An 18,904-nucleotide genomic window follows, 5' to 3' on the forward strand; every position below is an offset into this window, starting at 1 on the left:
CGGGCGGGCTAATCAGCGAGTGCGGTTGAGAGGGCTTCCACGTAGCGGAGGGACGCCAGGCGGGCCAGGGCCGGGTGGGGGCCCAGGGGAGCCGAGTAGGCCGCGCCCACGGTGGCGGCGGCGTTCGGGACCAGGGCGCCCTCCGGCTCGGGGCCGATCAGGTGCGGGGCGACGGCGATGGACGTGGCGCCGGCCGCGCGGAGCTGCTCGGCGGCCGCCTTCACCGACGCCTCGTCGTTCAGCGAGGCGGTGAAGACCGGGGCGGCGAGGCGGGAGGCGAGGAGCACGCCGGTGACCTCGGCCTGCCGGACGGCGGTCGCGTCGCCGGGGGTGGCGACGATGACGCCGGACGCGGCCGTGACCATCGTCATCAGCCGGATCCGGTCGGCGCGGGCGAGGCCCGCGTCGGCGAGCCGGTCGTGCAGCGCCTCGGCGATGAGCGGGTGCGGGCCGAGCGGCTCGGCGGCGACGGTGCGCACGGGGGAGCCCGCCACGGCGGCGCGCACGGCGGCGTCCAGCGCGGGGTCGGGCCCGGTGGACAGCGGCACCACCACGGCCGCGAGCTCGTCGTCCTGCTGCCGGAGCCCGCCGAGCACGGCGCGCAGGCTCGCGTCGTCGCCCTCCAGGTGGCCGACGTAGGCGGGCTGGCCGGTGTGCTCCAGTTCGACGAGCCGGGCGAGCTCTGCGGCGAGTTCGGTACCGGCCCGGTGGGCGGGCCCGGGGACGGCGAGGATGAGCGTGGGGGATCCGGGCGGCAGCAGGAAGGACTCGTCCCCGCGGTGCCTCCCGCCGCGGGGGGTGCGGCGCCGTCGGGACGGCAGTGCCTCGGATGCCTGGCTTTCGGGACTCACGGCGGGCATCGTAACGCCCTCTGGCCCGGGAACCATCCTCCCGGCCCGGCCGTCGTCGTTGCCTGTATGAATCTCGGCTCTCCTTCCCGTGCCGGTCGCGACGCGAGCGGTGGGTGAAGAAGAAGAGTATGGTGCAATGTCCCCGAGCAACAGGGGGAAATGAAGTAAGTTGTCCGGATTTGCCGCTATCTCCTTGCGGCCGGTTCGGTGACATCATGATCTTCGGGGGCATCGCCGCAGGTGATCCGGAATGGCGGCAATGCGGCCTAATGCCGCCAAAGGGGTTGCGGGTTCGTCGCGGACGGCCTTTATGATCCAGGGACCCTCCGTGCCAGAACGTTCGAGGTCACATGAAATCCCCCCGTACGCGGTCGATCCGCTCGAAGGTCACCGCGCTGCTGCTGGTGCCGCTGCTGTCGCTGGTCGCGCTCTGGGGATACGCCGCGGCCGTCACCGGCCGGGACGCGCTGGCACAGCGCCGCTACCACACGCTCGACCGCAAGTTCGCGCCGAGCGGACAGAGCGTCCTCCTGGAACTGGGCAAGGAGCGCCAGGCGTCGGCGGTGTTCCTCAGCACCCCGCGCTCCACCGCGGGCGGCACGCCGGTCACCCTCTTCTCGCAGCGCTCCCGCGTCGACGAGGCCGTCGAGCACTTCCGCCGCGAGGCCACCTCCGCCGCCGCGCGCGACGCCACCAGCGAGGAGATGGACGGCCGCGTCAGCGACGTGCTGCGGGCGCTCGGCGGGCTCGGCGGGCTGCGGGCCGCGGTCGACGCCCGGTCCGTCGACCGGCTCACCGCCGTCAACGGCTACGGCACGATGGTCGACGACATCCACCGCCTCTACGACGCGCTCGTCGTCATCGACGACTCCGCCCTCTACAACTGGACGCTGTCCACCCGGCACGCCGGCCGCGCCATGGAGCTGCTGCAGCGCGAGAACGCGCTGGTCGCCGGCGCGTTCATCAGCAAGGGCGAGATGACCCGGGCCGAGCACCGGCTGTTCGTGGAGATGGTCGGCGAGCAGCGCTGGCAGTGGATCAAGCAGCGCTCGCTGCTCGACCCGGTCGTGTACCGGACCGGCACCGCGCAGGTCTTCGCGTCCCCGCAGTACCAGAGCTTCAAGGCGATGGAGGACCGCATCGCCGACGCCGACCCGCGCAAGCCGCTCCCGGTCGACGCCGAGGACTGGCAGCGGACGGTGCAGCCGCTCGTCCAGTCGGTCAACCGGATGGTGCTCGGCAACTCCCAGCGCGCCGGCGAGCACGCCGACGACCTCGGCCGGCAGGCCTACCTCAGGCTCGGCGTCGTCGGCGGCCTCGGCCTGCTCGCCATCATCGGGTCGGTGCTGCTGACGCTGCGGTTCGCGCGCGGCTTCGTCCGCGAGCTGGTCGGGCTGCGCGGCTCCGCCGAGGAGCTGGCCGGCGAGCGGCTGCCCGGCATCGTCGGGCGGCTGAGCCGCAACGAGAGCGTGGACGTCGCCGCGGAGGCGCCGCCGCTGCACGCCGGCCGCACCACCGAGGTCGCCCGGCTCGCCGACGCGTTCGCCGCGGTGCAGCGGACCGCCGTCGACGCCGCCGTCGGGCAGGCGGAGCTGCGCGCCGGCGTCAGCCGCATCTTCCTCAACATCGCCCGCCGCAACCAGTCGCTGCTGCACCGCCAGCTGACGATGCTGGACGGGCTGGAGAGCCGCGCCGAGGCCGACGACCTGGAAGACCTGTTCCGCATCGACCACCTCACCACCCGCATGCGGCGGCACGCCGAGAGCCTCATCATCCTGTCCGGCGCCACGCCCGGGCGCGGCTGGCGGCAGCCGGTGCGGATCGCCGACGTGCTGCGCGCAGCCGTCTCGGAGATCGAGGACTACACCCGCGCCGGCGTGCTGACCGAGTCCGCGGACGGCCTCATCGGCGCGGCCGTCACCGATGTCGTCCACCTGCTCGCCGAGCTGATCGAGAACGCGGCGACGTTCTCCCCGCCCAACACCGAGGTGCGGGTCATGGCCGAGCGGGTCGGCACCGGGTTCGCCATCGAGATCGAGGACCGCGGCCTCGGCGTCAAGCCGGAGCTGCTCGCCGAGGCCAACCGCAGGCTCGCCGAGCCGCCGCGGTACGACATCGTCGACACCGACCAGCTCGGGCTGTTCGTCGTCGCGCGGCTGGCCGCCCGGCACGACATCACGGTGACGCTGCACCGGTCCCCGTACGGCGGCGTGACGGCGATCGTCCTGCTGCCGCACGAGCTGGTGGTGCCGGAGGAGCGGCTGACCGCCGGGACCCTGCCGGCCGCGCCGGGCGGTCCCGGCGAGGCCACCGCGTCCCCGCTCGACACCGTCATCGACGGCATTGCCGAGGAGGACGAGGCGGCGCTCGTGGCCGCGCCGGCCCCCGACGCGGTGGTCCCGCTGCGCGACCGCCTGGAGGGCGCCGGCGGACGGGTGGAGGCGCCGCCCGTGCTGCCGGAGCTGACCGCGCCCGTGGGGCCGTGGGGCGCCCCGGACCGTCCGGCGCCCGAGGTGCCGCCGCGTCCCGCCCCGAACCCCTGGTCGGACGACGCCGTACCCCCGCGGGAGGACGAGCGGCGACCCGACCGGGCGGTGACGATGGACGAGCACGACGAGAACGCCGAGCACGACGAGAACCGCGGAGACGAGCATCACGAGCAGGACGAGAACGACGACTGGGAGCCGGCCGGGACGCACGCCGGCCTGCCGCGCCGGGTCCGGCAGAAGAACCTGGCCCCGCAACTGCGCAAGAGACCCCCGCCGCCGCCCCGGGCCGGCGGACCGACGGCCGGGGGCATCGCACGCTCGCCCGAGGAGGCACGCTCGCTGATGGCTTCGATACAGCAGGGATGGCGGCGCGGACGCGCGTCCGACATGGGGGATGAGGGAACCCGATGATGCACAACACCGCGACCGGTGAGCTGAACTGGCTGCTCAACGACTTCGCCGAGCGGGTCACGACGGTGCGGCAGGCGGTGATCCTGTCGCGCGACGGGCTGGCCGTGGCCGCGTCCAACGAGCTGGCGCGCGAGGACGCCGAGCACCTGTCCGCGCTGGCGTCCGGGGTGCAGAGCCTCGCGCGCGGCGCCGGCCGGCACTTCGCCGGCGGGAACGTCCGGCAGACCATCATCGAGATGGACGCGCTGCTGCTGTTCGTGACGGCGGCCGGCGACGGCACCTGCCTCGCCGTGCTCGCCGAGGCCGAGGCCGACGCCGGGCTCGTCGCCTACGAGATGGCGGTGCTGGTCAAGCGCGTCGGCCAGCACCTGCAGGCGAGCCCGCGGTTCGGCGTCGAGCCGGGCGGCGGGGAGGGGTTCGGAGGGCCCGGGTCGCGGGGCTTTTGACCGATGACCCCGTCGGCAGAGCGGTGGCTGGACCGGGAGGCCGGTCCGGTCGTGCGCCCGTACGCGATGACGCGGGGGCGGACCCGCCCCGAGGGCGCGGGCTTCGAGCTGATCGCGGTGGTGGCGGCCACCGGCGTCCCGGCGGGCGACCGGCTGCGCTACAGCCCCGACCACGCGCGGGTGCTGCGCGGCTGCGCGTCGCCCGTGCCGGTCGCCGACCTGGCGTCCGACCTCGGCCTGCCGATCGGGGTCGTCCGGGTGCTGCTCGGCGACCTGCGGGACGAGGGCCTGGTCGCGGTGGTCGCCGAGGCGGACGCGGCCGCCGGGCGGCGCCCGCCGACCGGCGTGCTGAGGGAGGTGCTCAATGGGCTCCGTGCACTTTGACCGGCCGCCCGCCGCACCGCCCGCGGGCGCCCGCCCGCTCGTCACGACGAAGATCCTCATCGCGGGCGGCTTCGGCGTCGGCAAGACCACCATGGTCGGCTCGGTCAGCGAGATCAGGCCGCTGCACACCGAGGAGCCGATGACCGACCGCGGCGCCGGGGTCGACGACGTGACCGGCGTCCGCGCGAAGGCGACCACGACCGTCGCCATGGACTTCGGCCGCATCACGCTGTCGGACCAGCTGCTGCTCTACCTGTTCGGCACGCCCGGCCAGGAGCGGTTCTGGTTCATGTGGGACGAGCTGGCCGCCGGCGCGATCGGCGCCGTCGTGCTCGCCGACACCCGCCGGCTGAAGGACTCGTTCCCGGCGATCGACTACTTCGAGCGCCGCGGCGTCCCGTTCGTGGTGGCGGTCAACTGCTTCGACGGCGAGCGGACGCACCGGGCCGGCGACATCGCGATCGCGCTCGACCTGGACCCCGGGGTCCCGGTCGTGCTGTGCGACGTCCGCCGCCGCGAGTCGTCCAAGGAGGTGCTCGTGGCGCTGATGGAACACGTCCTGACCTGGCCGGACGATAAGCCGGACGAGAGTCCGGGCGAAGAGGAGGCACGCACGGTGACCGAATGACCGATCATCGTGAACCCGCGACGTAGTAGGCTCCCGCACACCCCCGTACTCCACGCATCGGGAGGTTTCCCCCGCATGTTCCGCCCCCCAATGCCGACCGCGACGCCCGTGAGCAGGGTCTTCCAGCCGTGATGGGCTCCCGTTTCTCCTCCGTCCGGGCGAGGATCAGCCTGCTGGTCGTCGTGCCGCTGCTGGCGCTCATCTCGCTGTGGGTGTTCCTCACCGGCATCACCTACGGCGATGCGCACCTGCTCCTGCAGAGCAAGAAGTACCAAGATCTGACGCTGCTGCCCACACAGCGGCTCATGAGCGCGGTGCAGACGGAGCGGCGGCTGTCCACCGCGGAGCTCGGCGGCGACCGGAGCACCAATCTCGGCGCGATGCGGACGCAGCGGCAGGCCACCGACAAGGCCGTCGAGGAGGTCCGCGAGGGCAGCCGGGACCAGGGGCTGCGCGACTCGATCCTGCCCCAGACGGTCCGCCGGATCGACGACCTCGTGCAGAAGATCGGCACCCTGGAGGGCATCCGCCGCGGCGTGGACGAGCGGGTCGTCGACCGCCAGCACGTGCTGCGCGAGTACAACACGATCATCGACGCGGGTTTCGCCGTCTACAGCTCCACCACGCCCGGGAACGGGAGCATCACCGCCGACGGCCGCACGCTCACCGCCGTCGCCCGCGGCCGGGAGTTCATGGCCCGCGAGGACGCCCTGCTGACCGGCGCGCTGGCGGCCGGGCACGTCAGCGCCGCCGAGCGCGGACAGTTCGCGCAGCTGGTCGGGGCCCAGCGGATGCTGTACGCCGACAACACGCCGAACCTGCCGGCCCCGGCGCCCGCCCGCTACCAGCGCCTCGCCGCCTCGCCGCAGCTGATCCAGCTCCGCGAGCTGGAGGACCAGGTCATCCGCGGCGCCGACCCGCCGGCCAAGGTCGCCGCGGTGCACAAGAGCCGCGGGTCCGGCACCGGGACGGCACGGGCCGCCAAGCGCGGCGTCCAGACCATCGACCCGACCGTGTGGCGGACCGTCGCCGACACCGCCAACGGCCGCCTGTTCGGCTATGAGAACGAGGCCCTCGACGGGGTGACCAGCCACGCCCAGAGCATCGCGGTCCGCACGTTCGTGCGGCTCGGCCTCGCCGGCGGCCTCGGCCTGCTCGCGATCGTGCTGTCCGCGGTGATCGCGGCCCGGGTCTCCCGGCGGCTGCTGCGCGAGTGCCGCACGCTCGCCGGCGGCGTCGTGGACTTCACCACCGAGCGGCTGCCGAAGCTCGCCGGGCAGATCCGCGCCGGGCACCCGGCCGAGCCGGAGCCGGAACCGGGCGTCGACTACCGGATCAGCGAGATCCGGCAGATCGCCGACTCCTTCGACCGGGCCCGCGAGGCCGTGCTGCTGGCCGCCGAGGGCGAGGTCGCCGCGCGGCGCGGCATCAGCGAGGTGTTCGTCAACCTCGCGCGCCGCAACCAGGCGCTGCTGCACCGCCAGCTCAGCCTGCTCGACACGATGGAGCGGCGCACCGAGGACCCGTCCGAGCTGTCGGACCTGTTCCGCCTCGACCACCTCGCGACGCGCATGCGCCGGCACGCCGAGGGCCTGGTCATCCTCGCCGGGAAGACCGCCGGGCGCGGCTGGCGCCGTCCCGTCCCGCTGGTGGACGTGGTGCGCGGCGCGGTCGCCGAGGTCGAGGACTACCCGCGCGTCCGGGTGCAGCCGCTGCCGCGCATCGCGCTGCTCGGCTCCGCCGTCGCCGACGTCATCCACCTGCTCGCCGAGGTGGTGGAGAACGCCACCACGTTCTCGCCGCCGCAGTCGCCGGTGCGGGTCAGCGGGCAGCCGGTCGCCAGCGGGTTCGCCATCGAGGTGGAGGACCGCGGCCTCGGCATGACCGAGGAGGCGCTGCGCGCCGCCAACGAGCGGCTCGCGAACCCGCCCGAGTTCGACCCGTCCGACAGCGCCCAGCTCGGCCTGTTCGTCGTCGCGCGGCTGGCCGAGCGGCACGACATCACCGTCACGCTCCGCCCGTCCCCGTACGGCGGGACGACCGCGATCGCGCTGATCCCCGGCTCGCTCGTCGTGGAGACCGCCGAGCAGGAGCCGGCCGTGCGCCGCGCCACCGGGCCGATGCAGACGCTGGCGAACCCGGCCGCGGCGCTGCCCGCGTCCGTGCTGCCGGCGGTCGAGCCGGGCGGCGTCGTCCGGCTGGTCGCCGAGGCCGAGCCGGCCGCGCCGGAGCCGCCCCGGCCGAGCGGGCGTCCGAGCGAGCGTCCGCCCGAGGCCGCCCCCGCGCCGCCGCCGCCGGAGCCGCCGGAGCCCGCGCCCGCCGAGGCGCCGCCGGAGCCCGCGTCGCCGCTCAGGACGGGGGAGCTGCCCAAGCGCAGGCGGCAGACGCACCTGGCACCCCAGCTCAAGAAGCGGGTGGACGCGCATCTGGCCGAGCAGGGCCAGGCCCCGCCCGAACCGCCGGCCGCCCCGCCACCGGCGCCCGCACCGGCCGGGATGCCGCTGTCCGCGCCCGTCCCCATGGACGCGCGCGACTCCGGCGGGACCGTTCCGACACACGATGGACCGGACGACGACGATGCTCCCCGCTCGCCCGAGGCGATGCGATCGATGATGTCCGCCATGCAACGCGGCTGGGAGCGCGGCCGGCATGACGCGGCCGACCCGGAGGCCGCGGGCAACCCAGGTGACCAGGAGGACGACACCCCATGACACAGCCCCAGCACTCCGGCGCGGAGGTCCCGGGCGGAGCCGGCGGCGACCTGAACTGGCTGCTCGACAGCCTCGTCCAGCGGGTCGCCCCGGTGCAGAACGCGGTGGTGCTGTCCAGCGACGGGCTGCGGATGGCCGCGTCCAGCGGGCTGTCGCCCGCGGAGTCCGACCACCTCGCCGCGGTGGCCGCCAGCTTCCAGAGCCTCGCCCGCGGGGCGGGGGAGTCGTTCGGCGGCGGCCCCGTCCGGCAGACGATCGTGGAGATGGAGTCGTCGTTCCTGTTCGTCACCGCCGCCGGCCGGGGCGCCTGCCTCGCCGTCCTCGCCGCCGCCGACGCCGACCTCGGGATCATCGCCTACGAGATGGCGATGCTGGTCACCCGGGTCGGGCAGCACCTGTCGGCGAACCCGCGGATCGCGGCCGAGACCGGCGGCGCGTGAGATGGGCACGGCCTGGTACGACGACGCGGCGGGCCCCGTCGTCCGCCCGTACGCCCTCACCGGAGGCCGCACGCACTACGACGGCGTCGAGTTCGACCTCGTCGCGCTGATCGCCGCCGCCTCGCCGGAGCCCGGCGACGACACCCTGCCCGTCACCCCGTGGGCACCGGAGCCCGAACATGACATGATCCTGGAGCTTTGCCGCACCCCGTTGTCGGTCGCCGAGATAGCGTCGGATCTGGAACTCCCCCTCGGGGTCGTCCGTGTCCTGCTCGGTGACCTGCTCGACCACTCGCTGATCCAGGTCCGGCGTCCCGCGCCGGTGGCGCAGTTCCCCGGCGAGCGCGTACTCAAGGAAGTGATCGATGGAATCCGTGCGCTCTGACGCGGCCGCCCAGCAGGGCGACTCGGCGCTGACGGTGAAGATCCTCGTGGCCGGTGGTTTCGGCGTCGGCAAGACGACTCTGGTGAGCGCGGTCAGCGAGATCCGCCCGCTGCGCACCGAGGAGGCGCTGACCGAGCGAAGCATCGGGGTCGACGACACCAGCGCCGTCGCGAACAAGACCACGACGACGGTGGCGATGGACTTCGGGCGGATCACCCTGCCCAACGGACTCGTGCTGTTCGTCTTCGGCACCCCCGGCCAGGACCGGTTCTGGTTCATGTGGGACGAACTGGCGAAGGGCGCCCTCGGCGCCGTCGTCCTCGTCGACACCCGCCGCCTGGCCGACTGCTTCGCCTCGGTCGACTACTTCGAACGCCGCGGCGTCCCGTTCATCATCGGGGTCAACCGCTTCGACGGTGCCGGCATGCACTCGGCCGACCAGGTCCGCGACGCCCTGGACCTGTCCCCGAGCATCCCGGTCATCTCCTGCGACGTCCGCGACCGGGAGGACGCCAAGCGCGTCCTCATCACCCTGGTCGAACACATCATGCGAACGATGAGCACAGGCCGGCAGCCGGTCAGCTACTGACCGCTCGAACGGCCAACGGCCCGGGGCCGCCGCGCGCTGCGCGGTGGTCGCGGGCCGTTGCTCATTCGTGACTTTGTCTTTTTTGTGGGGAAAGTTGTGATGATCTAGGGGAAAGGTCTTCTCAAGGCGGCGAAAGCCGGTTACGGTCTCGGCATGAGACCGGGGTCACACGGCGCCGGCGCGGAGCCCGAGAGGACGGCGTGATGCGCATGTCGGCTCGTCCGCAGAACGTGCATCAGGCACGGCTGCTGCGGCTGCTGCGCGACGAGGGGCCGCGCTCGCGCGCCGAGCTGGGCGACGTCGTCCGGCTGTCGCGGTCGAAGCTGGCCGTCGAGCTGGACCGGCTCGTCGAGCTCGGGCTCGTGGAGGGCGCGGGGCTCGCGGCGTCGCGCGGCGGGCGGCGGTCCGGGATCGTGCGGCTGTCGCCGAGCCTGCGGTTCGTGGCGTTCGACATCGGGGCGACCTCGATCGACGTCGCGGTGACCGACGGCGCGATGGAGGTGCTCGGCCACGTGAGCGAGCAGTGCGACGTCCGGCAGGGCGCGACCGTGGTGCTGGAGCGGGCGCTGGACCTGCTCGGCAAGCTCCGCGACGAGGGCCTCATCCCGCAGGTGCACGGCACCGGGATCGGGGTGCCGGGCCCGGTCAGCTTCCGGGACGGCATGCCGGTCGTCCCGCCGATCATGCCCGGCTGGGACCGGTTCCCGGTGCGGGACGCGATCGGGCAGGAGCTGGGCTGCCCGGTGCTCGTCGACAACGACGTGAACCTGATGGCGCTCGGCGAGCTGCACGCCGGGCTCGCCCGGTCGGTCGACGACTTCCTGCTGGTGAAGATCGGCACCGGCATCGGCTGCGGCATCGTGGTGCACGGCGCCATCTACCGGGGCATGTCGGGCAGCGCCGGCGACATCGGCCACATCCGCGTCGACGACGACGGGCCGATCTGCGCGTGCGGCAACGCGGGCTGCCTGGAGGCCTACTTCGGCGGCGCGGCACTGGCGCGCGACGCCGAGGCCGCGGCGCGGTCGGGGGCGTCCACCCAGCTCGCGGCGCTGCTGGAGACCCACGGGGAGCTGTCGGCCGAGCACGTCGGCGAGGCCGCCGCGGCGGGCGACCCGGTCGCCGTGCAGATCATCCGGGAGGGCGGCCGGCACGTCGGGCAGGTCCTCGCCGGGCTGGTCAGCTTCTTCAACCCCGGCCTCGTCATCATCGCGGGCGGCGTCGCGGGCCTCGGCCACACGCTGCTCGCCGAGATCCGCAGCGTCGTCTACCGCCGGTCCGCGCCGCTCGCGACCGGCAACCTCCCGATCGTGCTGTCCGAACTCGCCGGCGCCGCCGGCGTGGTCGGCGGCGCCCGGCTCATCAGCGACCACGTCTTCGCCGCGTCCTGACCCCCGAGGAGGCCCGATGGGCTCGCCCGAACCGCTGCTGCTGATGCGCGGCATCGTCAAGGAGTTCCCCGGCGTGCGCGCCCTGGACGGCGTCGACCTCGACGTCCGCCCGGGCGAGGTGCACTGCCTGCTCGGCCAGAACGGCGCCGGGAAGTCGACGCTGATCAAGGTGCTGGCCGGTGCGCACCAGCCGGACCAGGGCGAGATCGTCTTCGCCGGGGCGCCGGTGCGGCTCGCCGGGCCGACCGCCGCGATGCGCGCCGGGATCGCCACCATCTACCAGGAACTGGACCTGGTGGACGGCCTGTCGGTCGCCGAGAACGTCTTCCTCGGGCACGAGAGGGCGCGGCTCGGGTTCACCCGGCGGGCCGAGGCCGAGCGGGCGGCGCGGGACCTGCTCGCGCGGCTCGGGCACGGTGAGATCCCGCCGCGGCGCGAGGTCGGCCGGCTGCCGGCGGCGGGCAAGCAGGTCGTCAGCATGGCCCGCGCCCTGTCGCACGACGCCCGCCTCATCGTGATGGACGAGCCGTCCGCCGCCCTCGCCCACGACGAGGTCGCCAACCTGTTCCGCATCATCCGGGAACTGACCTCCGCCGGCGTCGCGGTCGTCTACATCTCGCACCGGCTGGAGGAGATCCGCGAGATCGGCGACCGGGTCACCGTCCTCAAGGACGGCCGGTCGGTCGCGGGCGGCCTGCCCGCGCAGACGACGTCCACCGACGAGATCGTGTCGCTGATGACGGGACGCGACGTGGAGTACGTGTTCCCGGAGCGGCCCGAGCCGGAGGACGACCGTCCCGAGGTGCTGCGCGTGGAGGACCTCACGCTGCCCGGCGCGTTCGAGGACGTCTCGCTCACCGTCCGCGCGGGCGAGATCGTCGGGCTGGCCGGGCTCGTCGGATCGGGGCGCTCGGAGATTCTGGAGACCGTCTACGGCGCCCGGCGGCCGGCGCGGGGACGGGTGCTCATCGACGGGCGCCCGGTACGTCCCGGCGACACGGGCGCGGCGGTGCGGCGCGGCATGGGGATGGCGCCGGAGGAGCGCAAGAGCCAGGCGCTGCTGATGAACGAGTCGGTCGCCGGGAACGTCAGCGTCGCCGGGCTGTCCAGGTACGCGTCGTTCGGCTGGCTCAGCCGCCGCCGCGAGCTCGCCGACGTGCGCCGCCAGATCGAGGCGCTCGACATCCGGCCGCCCGACCCGAGACGTCCCGTGGTGACGCTGTCGGGAGGCAACCAGCAGAAGGTCGTGCTGGCCCGGTGGCTGCTCGACCCGGACGGGCTGCGGCTGCTGATCCTGGACGAGCCGACCCGCGGCGTGGACGTCGGCGCCCGCGCCGAGCTGTACGCGGTGATCCGGCAGCTGGCCGGCCGCGGCATCGGGGTGCTGCTGGTGTCCAGCGAGGTCCCCGAGGTGCTCGGGCTCGCCGACCGGGTCCTCGTCGTCCGGGAGGGGCGCGTCGTGCACACCGGCGACGCCCGCGACCTCGACGAGGGCTCCGTGCTCAACATGATCATGGAAGGGAGCGCCCTGTGACCGAGACGTCTCATTCCGAGGGGTCGACCCCCCAGACCCCCGGGAACGGCACGGGTGTGGGCGAGCGCGGCGAACCGCTCGGCCCCGTGCTCAAGAAACCCGGCGCGGGCGGGTCGTGGCGGCGGCCGTTCGCGCGCAACGGCGGCGCCGGAAGCCGCGAGATCCACCACCTCGGACTGGTCGCCGCACTGGTGCTGCTCGCGCTCGTCGGCGTGTTCACCGAGCCGGACAACTTCGCCACGTCCGGGAACGTGGTCGGCATCCTCGCGCTCGCCGCCACCATCGGCGTGATCACCGTCGGCCAGACCTTCGTGATCATCGGCGGCGGCATCGACCTGTCGGTCGGGTCGGTGATGGCCCTGGCGTCGGTGTGGGCGACCACGGTGGCGACGCAGTCCTACGGCCCGGCCGTGATGGCGCTGTGCGCGATCCTCGTCGGGACGGGCGCGGGCGTCGTCACCGGGATCCTCATCTCCTACGGGCGGCTCGTCCCGTTCATCGCCACCCTCGCGATGCTCGTCGCGGCGCGCGGCCTCGCGCAGCGGATGTCGGACCGCAAGACCCAGCTCGTCCGGCCGGAGAACGACGCGATCGAGGCGCTGTCCACCACCAAGGTCCTCGGGCTGCCGCTGGTCGTGTACATCTTCGCGGCCGTCGCCGTCGTCGGCTGGCTGCTGCTCAACCGCACCACGTTCGGCCGCCGGACGTTCGCCGTCGGCGGCAACCCGGAGGCGGCGCGGCTCGCCGGCATCGACGTCCGCCGGCACACGCTGCTGCTGTACGCGCTGTCCGGGTTCTGCTGCGGCATCGCCGCGATCATCATCATGGCGCGGACCACCACCGGCTCCAGCACCCACGGCGACCTCTACGAACTGGACGCGATCGCCGCCGTCATCATCGGCGGGACACTGCTCACCGGCGGGCGCGGCACCGTCGTCGGGTCGATCCTCGGCGTGCTGGTGTTCACCCTCATCACCAACCTGTTCATCCTGAACGGCCTGCAGACCAGCGACCAGCTCGTCGCCAAGGGCGTGATCATCGTGATCGCCGTGCTGCTGCAGCGCCGCGGGCTCAGATCGCCCACCTGACCTCGTCCGAACCCCACCCCATGTCCGGCGCCGCGCGTCCCGGGGACCGCGCGGCGGGGGACGCACCATCCCTTCACAGGAGCACGTCATGCGTGATCAGAGCCCTCGACCCACCCGCAGGGGCGTCCTGTTCGGCGGCGCCGCCGTCGCGGCCGGCACCCTCGCCGCGGCCTGCACCAGCAACAGCGAGAAGGACCCGGCCCCGGCGGCGCAGGCCGGGTCGCTCGCCGGCGACAACGACAAGCCCGGCAAGCAGGTCACCATCGGGTTCTCGGCGCCCGCCGCGGACCACGGCTGGATCGCGGCGATCGCCAAGAACGCCGAGGCGCAGGCCAAGAAGTACAAGGACGTCACGTTCAAGCCGGTCGAGCCGACCAACGACATCAACCAGCAGATCTCCGCCGTGGAGACGCTGATCCGCGCCAAGGTCAACGTGCTGGTGATCCTGCCGAACGACGGCGAGCAGCTGAACCAGGTCGCCCGCAAGGCGATGGACGCCGGCATCCCCGTCGTCAACCTCGACCGCGTCTTCCCCGACAAGCTGTCGTACCGGACGTGGATCGGCGGCGACAACTACGGCATGGGCGTCTCGGCCGGCAACTACATCGGCAAGAAGCTGAAGGACAAGGGCGTCTCGAACCCGGTGATCGTGGAGATCCAGGGCATCGCGACGCTGCCGCTGACGCAGGAGCGCACCAAGGGCTTCGAGGACGCGCTGAAGACCTACGGCTTCTCCGTCACCGCCAAGCAGGACGCGAAGTTCACCGTCGAGTCCGGCAACCAGGTCGCGAGCAACCTGCTGCAGGCGCACAAGAAGATCGACGCGCTGTGGAACCAGGACGACGACCAGGGCGTCGGCGTGCTAGCCGCGATCAAGCAGTCCGGCCGCAAGGAGTTCTTCATGGTCGGCGGCGCCGGATCCGCCAACGCGATGCGGGAGATCAAGTCGGGCGGCGGGGTACTGGAGGCGACCGTCACCTACCCGCCGACGATGGCCGCGTCCGCGATCAAGCTGGCCCGGCTGATCGCGCAGGGCAAGGGCATGGCCGACCTGGTCGAGCTGCAGGCGCCGCAGTCGCTCACGCTGGCGTCGGAGACGGTGACCAAGGACAACGTCGACACGTACATGCCGCTCGGCTTCGAGTCCTGAGCGACGGGGGCGCCGGCGCGCCCGCCCATCTTCCCCTCCGGGCGGGCGCGCCGGCCAGGCTCCCGCGTCCGGGGGTCCCGGGGGCGCCCCGGGAGACGACACAGAGAGGTGAGCAGGATATGACGACCGTCGGAGTCGGGATGGTCGGGCACGCGTTCATGGGACGCGCCCACTCCCAGGCGTGGCGCAGCGTCGGGCCGTTCTTCGAGCCGCCGCTGACGCCCGTCATGGCCGCCCTGGCCGGACGTTCCGCCGACCGCGCGCGAGCCGCCGCCGAGGCGCTCGGCTGGGCGTCGGTGGAAACCGACTGGAAGGAGCTGCTCCGCCGGGACGACGTCCAGCTCGTCGACATCTGCACGCCGGGCGACAGCCACGCCGAGATCGCGGTCGCCGCGCTCGACGCCGGCAAGCACGTGCTGTGCGAGAAGCCCCTCGCCAACTCCGTCGCGGAGGCGGAGGCGATGGCCGCCGCCGCCGAGCGCGCCCGCGAGCGCGGTGTCCGGTCGATGGTCGGGTTCAACTACCGGCGCGTCCCGGCGGTCACCCTCGCCCGGCGGCTGGTGGACGAGGGGCGCATCGGGACCGTCCGGCACATCCGGGCCCAGTACCTGCAGGACTGGCTGGCCGACCCGGAGGCCCCGTTCACCTGGCGGATGGACCGCGACAGGGCCGGGTCGGGGGCGCTCGGCGACATCGGCGCCCACATCATCGACACCGCCCAGTTCATCACCGGGCACTCGCTCACCGGGGTGTCGGCGGTGCTGGACACGTTCGTCCCGGAACGTCCGGTGCCGGGCGGCGGCACGGCCCAGGTCACCGTGGACGACGCCGCCCTGTTCATCGGGCGCACCGGCGCCGGCGCCCTCGCCACGTTCGAGGCCACCCGGTTCGCCACCGGACGCAAGAACTCGCTGCGGATCGAGGTCAGCGGCTCGTCCGGGTCCCTGGCGTTCGACCTGGAGTCGCTGAACGAGCTCTGGTTCTACGACGGGACCGAGGACGCCGAGACCGCCGGCTTCCGCCGGATCGTCGTCACCGAGCCCGTCCACCCGTACGCCGGGCACTGGTGGCCGCCCGGTCACATCCTGGGGTACGAGCACACGTTCACCCACCAGATCGCCGACCTGCTCACCGCCATCGCCGATGACGCCGACCCGCGCCCGTCGTTCGCCGACGGCCTGCAGGTGCAGCGCGTCCTCGCCGCGGTCGCGGCCAGCGCGGCGGCCCGATGCTGGGTCGATGTCGAAGGGAGCGAGTGAGATGGCACGACCGGTCACCCTGTTCACCGGCCAGTGGGCGGACCTGCCGTTCGAGGAGGTCTGCCGGCTGGCGTCCGGCTGGGGCTACGAGGGCCTGGAGATCGCCTGCTGGGGCGACCACTTCGAGGTCGACAAGGCCGTCGCCGACGACGCCTACATCCCGCGGAAGCTGGAGACGCTCGCCAAGCACGACCTGAAGGTGTGGGCGATCTCCAACCACCTCGTCGGGCAGGCCGTCTGCGACATCCCGGACGAGCGCCACCAGGCGATCCTGCCCGAGCGGATCTGGGGCGACGGCGAGGCCGAGGGCGTCCGGCGGCGCGCCGCCGAAGAGATCAAGGACACCGCCCGCGCCGCGGCCAGGCTCGGCGTCGACACCGTCGTCGGCTTCACCGGCTCCTCGATCTGGCACACGGTCGCGATGTTCCCGCCGACCCCCGACGCGATGGTCGAGCGCGGCTACGCCGACTTCGCCGAGCGCTGGAACCCGATCCTGGACGTGTTCGACGAGGTCGGCGTCCGGTTCGCGCACGAGGTGCACCCGAGCGAGATCGCCTACGACTACTGGACGACCGTCCGGACGCTGGAGGCGATCGGGCACCGTCCCGCGTTCGGGCTGAACTTCGACCCGTCCCACTTCGTGTGGCAGGAGCTCGACCCGGTCGGCTTCCTGTTCGACTTCCGCGACCGGATCTACCACGTCGACTGCAAGGACACCAAGGTCCGCACGGGCGACGGCCGCCGCGGGCGCCTCTCGTCCCACCTGCCGTGGGCCGACCTGCGGCGCGGCTGGGACTTCATCTCCACCGGCCGCGGCGACGTCCCGTGGGAGGACGTGTTCCGCGCGCTGAACTCGATCGGCTACGGCGGCCCGATCTCGGTCGAGTGGGAGGACGCCGGGATGGACCGCCTCCAGGGCGCCCCCGAGGCGCTGGAGTTCGTCCGGGAGCTCAACAGGATGGAGCCGCCGACGGCCTCGTTCGACGCGGCGTTCTCGTCCGACTGATCTTGCGGTGTGCCGCCCCCGTGAGGCCACGCACGCGGGCGGCGCACCGCTCCCTCAACCGGCCGGCCGGGCGCCCAGCCCGGCCGGCGCGTGGTCGGCCACGAACCGTTCCAGCTCGGACGCCGGGACGTCCATGGGCGGCACGACGATGAGCCTGTCGACGCCCAGCTCGGCGTAGGCCCGCACGAACTCCGCGTCCGGGAGCTTGGGCGGGCTGATCGAGATGTGCAGCGGTTCGCGGCCGGCCTCGCGGGTGAGCGCGCGCAGCCGGGGGATCGTCTCGGCGGCGGCGCGTCGTCCGAGCATCCAGCCGTACCAGCCGTCCGCGTGCCGGGCGGCCCGGCGGAGCGCCGCCGGGCTGTGCCCGCCGGTCACGACGGGGATCGGCCGCTGGACCGGGCGGGGATGGGCGTCCACTCCCTCGAAGCCGACGTGGCGGCCCTGGAAGGCGGGCTTGTCGTCGTACCAGAGCGACCGCATGGCCGCGAGGTACTCGTCGACGCGGTCCCCGCGGCTTTCCGGCGGGACGCCGAGCGTGCGGAGTTCCTTGTCCAGATACCCGGCGGCCGCGCCGAAGATGAGCCGTCCCTCGCTGAGGACGTCGATACTGGCGAGCTGCTTGGCGAGGATGAGCGGGTTCCGCTGGGGGAGGACGACGACTCCGGTGCCGAGCGCGATGCGTTCGGTGTGGGCGGCGAGGTGGGCGAGGGCCGTCAGCGGGTCGAGGAACGGCGCGTCCGGTTCGGCCGGGGACGAGTCGGCGCGGGGGCTCGGCAGGACGACATGGTCGCCGACCCACACCGAGTCGTACCCGAGGTCCTCGGCCAGCTTGGCGATCCGGGCGGCGGTGCGCGGCTCGGCGGCCGCGTACATGTTGAGGGCGAAGAGTCCGAGAGTTGGCGGCATCCGTTAATAGTCGAACTTTTCTATGATCGAGTCAACCGATGGTCGAACTGCTATAGCATGCCGCCATGGGTTCCATGCGGGACGGGCTGCCGGAGGGGCTCGCGTCCGTGGCCGGCTTCCAGCTGTCCAAGTGCGGATGGTGGCTGGAGCAGCGGCTCGAAGAGGAACTGAAACCGCTCGGCATCCGGGTGCGGCACTTCCTGGTGCTGGCGATGCTCAGCACGTCCGAGACGCTGTCGCAGCAGGAGATGGCGGGCTACCTGCTGCTCGACCCGACGCTGATGGTCGGCCTCGTCGACGACCTGGAGGCGCGCGGGTTGTGCGAGCGCACCCGCGACCCGCGCGACCGGCGGCGCTACTCGGTTCGCATCACCGAGGACGGCCGGGTCATGCACCGCCGGGCCCGCGCCCTCGCCGACGATGTGGGCGCGGACGTGTTCGGGCCGCTGTCGGACGATGAACTCCGCACGCTCGTCACGGCGATGGGCCGCGTCATGGAGCCGTTCTGGGCCGAGCAGATGGTGCGGCCGCGCCGCAGACGCTAGGGCAGGGCCCGGAAGTCGGCGAAGTCGAACCCGGGGGAGACGATGCAGCTCACCAGGACCTCCTCGTCCCCGGCCGGGCGTGCGGCCTGCCAGACATTCGCCGGGACGACCGCCTGCGGCACCTGCCCATCCGCCACCCCACCGCCCAGCGTGATCGGCTCCGGCGTATCGGACGGCCGCTCCCCGTCCCCGCCGAGGAACAGCGTTAGCGGCCCGCCCCGATGCCACAACCACACCTCCGCCGACCGGACGACATGCCACATCGACTCCTCGCCCGGCGGCAGCAGGAAGTAGATGCCGGTCGCACTCGCCCGCTCCCCGGGATAACCGTCCGGCGTGAACGTGATGTCCGACCGCCACGTCTCCCGGAACCAGCCGCCCTCCGGATGCGGCAGCAGATCGAGGGCCTCGGCCGTCGCGGGCCGCTCCAACACCGCGACATGGCGCCCGTCCGGCCCACGCCGCACATACCGGATGCCGGACGCCGTGGTCCGGTCGATCACCCCACGCGCCGACGCGGGATCCAGCGTCACGGCGACGACCTGCCCGTGCTTGAAGACGTCGTCGGCCACGGCCAGCAGCCCCGGCTCGTCCTCCGGAGCCCAAACGGCCCCCGCCTCGGACAGAACGAACCGCGGACCGGCCTGGGCCTCCCAGGCGTCAAGCGTCGTCAGCAGCAGCACGCATCGAG

At 73.2% G+C, this 18,904-nt stretch carries 18 protein-coding genes; 15 read left to right on the top strand and 3 right to left on the bottom strand.

The window, feature by feature from the left end:
* Positions 1–8: 8 nt before the first annotated feature.
* Positions 9–851, bottom strand: a complete 843-nt coding sequence (locus E1293_RS05070; protein ID WP_132194305.1) for a sirohydrochlorin chelatase — start codon at positions 849–851, stop codon at positions 9–11.
* A 350-nt stretch (positions 852–1,201) separates the two neighbouring features.
* On the opposite strand from E1293_RS05070, the gene E1293_RS05075 reads away from it, so the two are divergent.
* From E1293_RS05075 to E1293_RS05140, 14 genes are all read left to right on the top strand, one after another.
* A complete protein-coding gene (locus E1293_RS05075) occupies positions 1,202–3,751 on the top strand; it encodes a sensor histidine kinase (protein WP_132194307.1) in 2,550 nt (849 codons plus the stop codon).
* Complete coding sequence (locus tag E1293_RS05080; protein WP_132194361.1) at positions 3,751–4,197, top strand: roadblock/LC7 domain-containing protein; 447 nt, start codon at positions 3,751–3,753, stop codon at positions 4,195–4,197. The genes E1293_RS05075 and E1293_RS05080 overlap by 1 nt, the downstream gene beginning before the upstream one ends.
* Positions 4,198–4,200: 3 nt before the next feature.
* Positions 4,201–4,581: a DUF742 domain-containing protein gene (locus tag E1293_RS05085; protein WP_132194309.1), complete on the top strand. Its 381-nt coding sequence runs from the start codon at positions 4,201–4,203 to the stop codon at positions 4,579–4,581.
* A complete protein-coding gene (locus E1293_RS05090; protein ID WP_132194311.1) occupies positions 4,562–5,209 on the top strand; it encodes a GTP-binding protein in 648 nt (215 codons plus the stop codon). The genes E1293_RS05085 and E1293_RS05090 overlap by 20 nt, the downstream gene beginning before the upstream one ends.
* A 131-nt stretch (positions 5,210–5,340) precedes the next feature.
* A complete protein-coding gene (locus tag E1293_RS05095) occupies positions 5,341–7,920 on the top strand; it encodes a sensor histidine kinase (protein ID WP_132194363.1) in 2,580 nt (859 codons plus the stop codon).
* A complete protein-coding gene (locus tag E1293_RS05100) occupies positions 7,917–8,360 on the top strand; it encodes a roadblock/LC7 domain-containing protein (RefSeq protein WP_132194313.1) in 444 nt (147 codons plus the stop codon). The genes E1293_RS05095 and E1293_RS05100 overlap by 4 nt, the downstream gene beginning before the upstream one ends.
* Position 8,361: 1 nt before the next feature.
* The gene (locus E1293_RS05105) at positions 8,362–8,745 is read left to right on the top strand and encodes a DUF742 domain-containing protein (RefSeq protein ID WP_132194315.1); all 384 of its coding nucleotides are present in this window, start codon (positions 8,362–8,364) and stop codon (positions 8,743–8,745) included.
* Positions 8,726–9,334, top strand: a complete 609-nt coding sequence (locus E1293_RS05110) for a GTP-binding protein (protein WP_132194317.1) — start codon at positions 8,726–8,728, stop codon at positions 9,332–9,334. The genes E1293_RS05105 and E1293_RS05110 overlap by 20 nt, the downstream gene beginning before the upstream one ends.
* A 203-nt stretch (positions 9,335–9,537) precedes the next feature.
* Positions 9,538–10,725, top strand: coding sequence for an ROK family transcriptional regulator (locus E1293_RS05115; protein WP_207938672.1), 1,188 nt, complete (start codon positions 9,538–9,540; stop codon positions 10,723–10,725).
* Positions 10,726–10,741: 16 nt separating this feature from the next.
* Positions 10,742–12,259, top strand: coding sequence for a sugar ABC transporter ATP-binding protein (locus tag E1293_RS05120; protein WP_132194319.1), 1,518 nt, complete (start codon positions 10,742–10,744; stop codon positions 12,257–12,259).
* Positions 12,256–13,347, top strand: a complete 1,092-nt coding sequence (locus E1293_RS05125; protein ID WP_243716028.1) for an ABC transporter permease — start codon at positions 12,256–12,258, stop codon at positions 13,345–13,347. The genes E1293_RS05120 and E1293_RS05125 overlap by 4 nt, the downstream gene beginning before the upstream one ends.
* 88 nt (positions 13,348–13,435) lie before the next feature.
* A complete protein-coding gene (locus E1293_RS05130) occupies positions 13,436–14,497 on the top strand; it encodes an ABC transporter substrate-binding protein (protein ID WP_132194321.1) in 1,062 nt (353 codons plus the stop codon).
* A gap of 119 nt (positions 14,498–14,616) precedes the next feature.
* On the top strand, positions 14,617–15,756 hold the full coding sequence (locus E1293_RS05135; RefSeq protein ID WP_132194323.1) for a Gfo/Idh/MocA family protein: 1,140 nt from the start codon (positions 14,617–14,619) through the stop codon (positions 15,754–15,756).
* A gap of 1 nt (position 15,757) precedes the next feature.
* Positions 15,758–16,762, top strand: a complete 1,005-nt coding sequence (locus E1293_RS05140) for a sugar phosphate isomerase/epimerase family protein (RefSeq protein ID WP_132194325.1) — start codon at positions 15,758–15,760, stop codon at positions 16,760–16,762.
* A gap of 54 nt (positions 16,763–16,816) precedes the next feature.
* Here the strand turns inward: E1293_RS05140 and E1293_RS05145 are convergent, their stop codons facing one another.
* Positions 16,817–17,668, bottom strand: a complete 852-nt coding sequence (locus tag E1293_RS05145) for an LLM class F420-dependent oxidoreductase (protein ID WP_132194327.1) — start codon at positions 17,666–17,668, stop codon at positions 16,817–16,819.
* A 65-nt stretch (positions 17,669–17,733) separates the two neighbouring features.
* Between E1293_RS05145 and E1293_RS05150 the strand changes: the two genes are divergently transcribed.
* Positions 17,734–18,213 (top strand): MarR family winged helix-turn-helix transcriptional regulator, encoded by a 480-nt coding sequence (locus E1293_RS05150; RefSeq protein ID WP_132194329.1) that lies wholly within the window; start codon positions 17,734–17,736, stop codon positions 18,211–18,213.
* Here the strand turns inward: E1293_RS05150 and E1293_RS05155 are convergent.
* On the bottom strand, positions 18,210–18,896 hold the full coding sequence (locus tag E1293_RS05155; protein ID WP_243716029.1) for a cupin domain-containing protein: 687 nt from the start codon (positions 18,894–18,896) through the stop codon (positions 18,210–18,212). The two genes, E1293_RS05150 and E1293_RS05155, sit on opposite strands and share 4 nt — an antisense overlap.
* Positions 18,897–18,904: the final 8 nt, after the last annotated feature.

Source organism: Actinomadura darangshiensis (assembly GCF_004349235.1).
GTDB classification, from domain to species: domain Bacteria; phylum Actinomycetota; class Actinomycetes; order Streptosporangiales; family Streptosporangiaceae; genus Spirillospora; species Spirillospora darangshiensis.

Excerpts from the sequence above, each read along its gene's own strand:
- E1293_RS05075 (WP_132194307.1), top strand. The coding sequence starts at position 1,202 with ATGAAATCCCCCCGTACGCGGTCGATCCGCTCGAAGGTCACCGCGCTG.
- E1293_RS05080 (WP_132194361.1), top strand. The coding sequence starts at position 3,751 with ATGCACAACACCGCGACCGGTGAGCTGAACTGGCTGCTCAACGACTTC.
- E1293_RS05085 (WP_132194309.1), top strand. The coding sequence starts at position 4,201 with ATGACCCCGTCGGCAGAGCGGTGGCTGGACCGGGAGGCCGGTCCGGTC.
- E1293_RS05090 (WP_132194311.1), top strand. The coding sequence starts at position 4,562 with ATGGGCTCCGTGCACTTTGACCGGCCGCCCGCCGCACCGCCCGCGGGC.
- E1293_RS05095 (WP_132194363.1), top strand. The coding sequence starts at position 5,341 with ATGGGCTCCCGTTTCTCCTCCGTCCGGGCGAGGATCAGCCTGCTGGTC.
- E1293_RS05100 (WP_132194313.1), top strand. The coding sequence starts at position 7,917 with ATGACACAGCCCCAGCACTCCGGCGCGGAGGTCCCGGGCGGAGCCGGC.
- E1293_RS05105 (WP_132194315.1), top strand. The coding sequence starts at position 8,362 with ATGGGCACGGCCTGGTACGACGACGCGGCGGGCCCCGTCGTCCGCCCG.
- E1293_RS05110 (WP_132194317.1), top strand. The coding sequence starts at position 8,726 with ATGGAATCCGTGCGCTCTGACGCGGCCGCCCAGCAGGGCGACTCGGCG.
- E1293_RS05115 (WP_207938672.1), top strand. The coding sequence starts at position 9,538 with ATGCGCATGTCGGCTCGTCCGCAGAACGTGCATCAGGCACGGCTGCTG.
- E1293_RS05120 (WP_132194319.1), top strand. The coding sequence starts at position 10,742 with ATGGGCTCGCCCGAACCGCTGCTGCTGATGCGCGGCATCGTCAAGGAG.
- E1293_RS05130 (WP_132194321.1), top strand. The coding sequence starts at position 13,436 with ATGCGTGATCAGAGCCCTCGACCCACCCGCAGGGGCGTCCTGTTCGGC.
- E1293_RS05135 (WP_132194323.1), top strand. The coding sequence starts at position 14,617 with ATGACGACCGTCGGAGTCGGGATGGTCGGGCACGCGTTCATGGGACGC.
- E1293_RS05140 (WP_132194325.1), top strand. The coding sequence starts at position 15,758 with ATGGCACGACCGGTCACCCTGTTCACCGGCCAGTGGGCGGACCTGCCG.
- E1293_RS05145 (WP_132194327.1), bottom strand. The coding sequence starts at position 17,668 with ATGCCGCCAACTCTCGGACTCTTCGCCCTCAACATGTACGCGGCCGCC.
- E1293_RS05150 (WP_132194329.1), top strand. The coding sequence starts at position 17,734 with ATGGGTTCCATGCGGGACGGGCTGCCGGAGGGGCTCGCGTCCGTGGCC.